This is a genomic window from Flavobacterium sp., from assembly GCF_043756175.1.
In the GTDB taxonomy this organism is placed as follows: Bacteria; Bacteroidota; Bacteroidia; order Flavobacteriales; family Flavobacteriaceae; genus Flavobacterium.
On record NZ_JAYURN010000022.1, the window covers coordinates 1 to 2,314 of the forward strand.

The window sequence follows — 2,314 nt, forward strand, 5'->3', positions numbered from 1 at the left end:
CCACCAAGAATCAAAAGGTTAGTTTTTGGAGTTCCAGAAATTGGGTTTACATTAGAAAACACTTTAGGGATTAAACCATCTTTAGACATGCCCAAGAAGATTCTAGATTGTCCCATAATCATAACCATTAATACAGAAATCAAACCAACAGTAGCTGCAATAGTAATAATTAAACCAGCCCATCCTTGACCTGCAATATCAAATGCATAAGCAACAGGAGCTTTTATCGCATCAGGATATTTTCCTAGTGGGTTAAAGTCTTGGTAATTCATCATTCCAGTTAATACAAGTGATACTAAAATATATAACGTTGTACATATTAATAAGGAAGCAATGATAGCAAAAGGCACATCTTTTTTAGGATTTATGGCTTCACCTGCTTGAGTAGATACAGCGTCAAAACCTACATAAGCAAAGAAAATAGCTGCTGCTCCAGAGATAATCCCCGAAAATCCATAAGCATTATGAGTTGTATCTTTTTCGATAATTTGTGTAGCTTCTGGAATGAATGGCGACCAGTTATCAGTATTAATAAAGAAAGCACCAGCGATTATAACAAAAATAATTGCAGAAACTTTCATGATTACAATCATATTATTTGCTTTGGCAGCACTTTTTGTTCCTTTAACTAAAATTGAAATTACAAATAATACAATTAAGAAAGCAGGAAGATTCATTGAAAAGCCTTCACCTGTATAACTAGCAGGATCACTTGTCAGGTAATCTGGAAGTTCTATGTGGAAAATTTTGAGTAATTTATTGAAATATCCAGACCATGAAACAGCCACAGTCATAGAACCCATAGCGTACTCCAGAATTAATCCCCAACCAATAATCCAAGCGAAAATCTCACCTATCGTTCCGTAAGCATAGGCATAAGCAGATCCTTCTACCGGTAAAATGGAAGCAAATTCCGAATAGCAAAGGGCTGCAAATACACACGCAATTCCAGCCACTATAAATGAAAGTGCCAATGCTGGACCAGCATGGTAATAAGCTCCAGTTCCAGTAAGAACGAAAATACCACCACCAATAATAGCTCCAACGCCAATAGCAGTTAAACTCCATTTTCCTAGAACTTTCTTCAATGTACTTTTTTTCATATCAGCCTCAAACGCTGAAACAGGTTTAACTCTCCAAATTGACATATTTTATGTTTTTTGTTATTATTAAGTTTCAAATATATTGTTTTTTTAAAAGAAAGCACAGTTTCATTAAATATTTTATATTTTTAGAGTTCAAAAAAATATTTTTAATGACTTTCAAAAACATAAAAAGCCTCTTTAATTTTTCGACTGCACAGCGAAAAAGCATTTTTTTATTGTTTACAATTATAATTTCATTACAAAGTTTTTATTACTTTGTTGATTTTAGTATGCCTAATGTTACTACTTCAGAAAAAGAAAAATGGAGATCTATTCAATATGAAATAGATGCTGCAAAAAAAGAAAGAGCCGATTATATTCCAAAGATTTATCCTTTCAATCCTAATTTTATTACAGATTATAAAGGGTACAAACTCGGAATGTCAGTTCCTGAAATCGACAGATTACTTGCTTTTAGGAATCAAAATAAATACGTGAATTCGTCTCAAGAATTTCAAGCCGTTACAAAAGTTTCGGATTCATTGTTGAAAAAGATCTCGCCTTATTTTAAATTTCCGGATTGGATCAATACCAAAAAAGAATTTGTATCCTATAAAAAATACCCCAATACGGCTTTCGCTAAAAAAGAAAAAATTGTCGTGATTGATATTAATAAAGCTTCCCAAGAAGATTTGATAAAGATTTATGGAATAGGTGAAGCCATTTCACTTCGAATTTTAAAATTCAAAGAAAGTCTTGGCGGTTTTGTTTCAATGGATCAAATGAATGATGTTTGGGGACTTTCTCCAGAAGTTATTGAAAATTTGAAGACTCATTTCAAAGTATTGGCACTTCCAAATCTTAAAAAAATTGACATTAATAATGCTTCTATCAAAGAACTTTCGTTGTTTCCGTATTTCAAATACCCACTTTCGAAAAATATAGTTACCTATCGAAGCATGAATGGAGATATCAAAAATAGTGAAGATTTAACAAAAATTAAAGGATTGTCTACTGATAAAGCAAATATTATAGCCTTATATTTGAATTTTTAAAATAATACATTACAAAAATGAACTTCGATTACAGCGAAACGCAATCTATGATTGCACAATCTATCAAAGATTTTGCCGAAATAAATATAAGACCTTATATAATGGAGTGGGATGAAGCTCAAACTTTTCCGATTCCTTTATTCAAAAAATTGGGTGAAATGGGTTTTATGGGCG

3 protein-coding genes are annotated in these 2,314 nt (G+C 32.0%); 2 read left to right on the forward strand and 1 reads right to left on the reverse strand.

Annotated features, from left to right (window positions below; genetic code table 11):
• A partial coding sequence (locus ACH2BP_RS01220) for an amino acid permease (protein WP_395056214.1) occupies positions 1-1,148 on the reverse strand: 1,148 nt, incomplete at its 3' end.
• A 107-nt stretch (positions 1,149-1,255) separates the two neighbouring features.
• Here ACH2BP_RS01220 and ACH2BP_RS01225 point away from each other — a divergent pair.
• Both ACH2BP_RS01225 and ACH2BP_RS01230 read left to right on the forward strand, forming a co-directional pair.
• Entirely contained in the window at positions 1,256-2,140 is an 885-nt protein-coding gene (locus ACH2BP_RS01225; RefSeq protein ID WP_395056216.1) for a ComEA family DNA-binding protein, read from the forward strand.
• 17 nt (positions 2,141-2,157) lie between these two features.
• Positions 2,158-2,314: acyl-CoA dehydrogenase family protein (locus tag ACH2BP_RS01230; protein ID WP_395056218.1), on the forward strand; the 157-nt coding region annotated here is incomplete at its 3' end.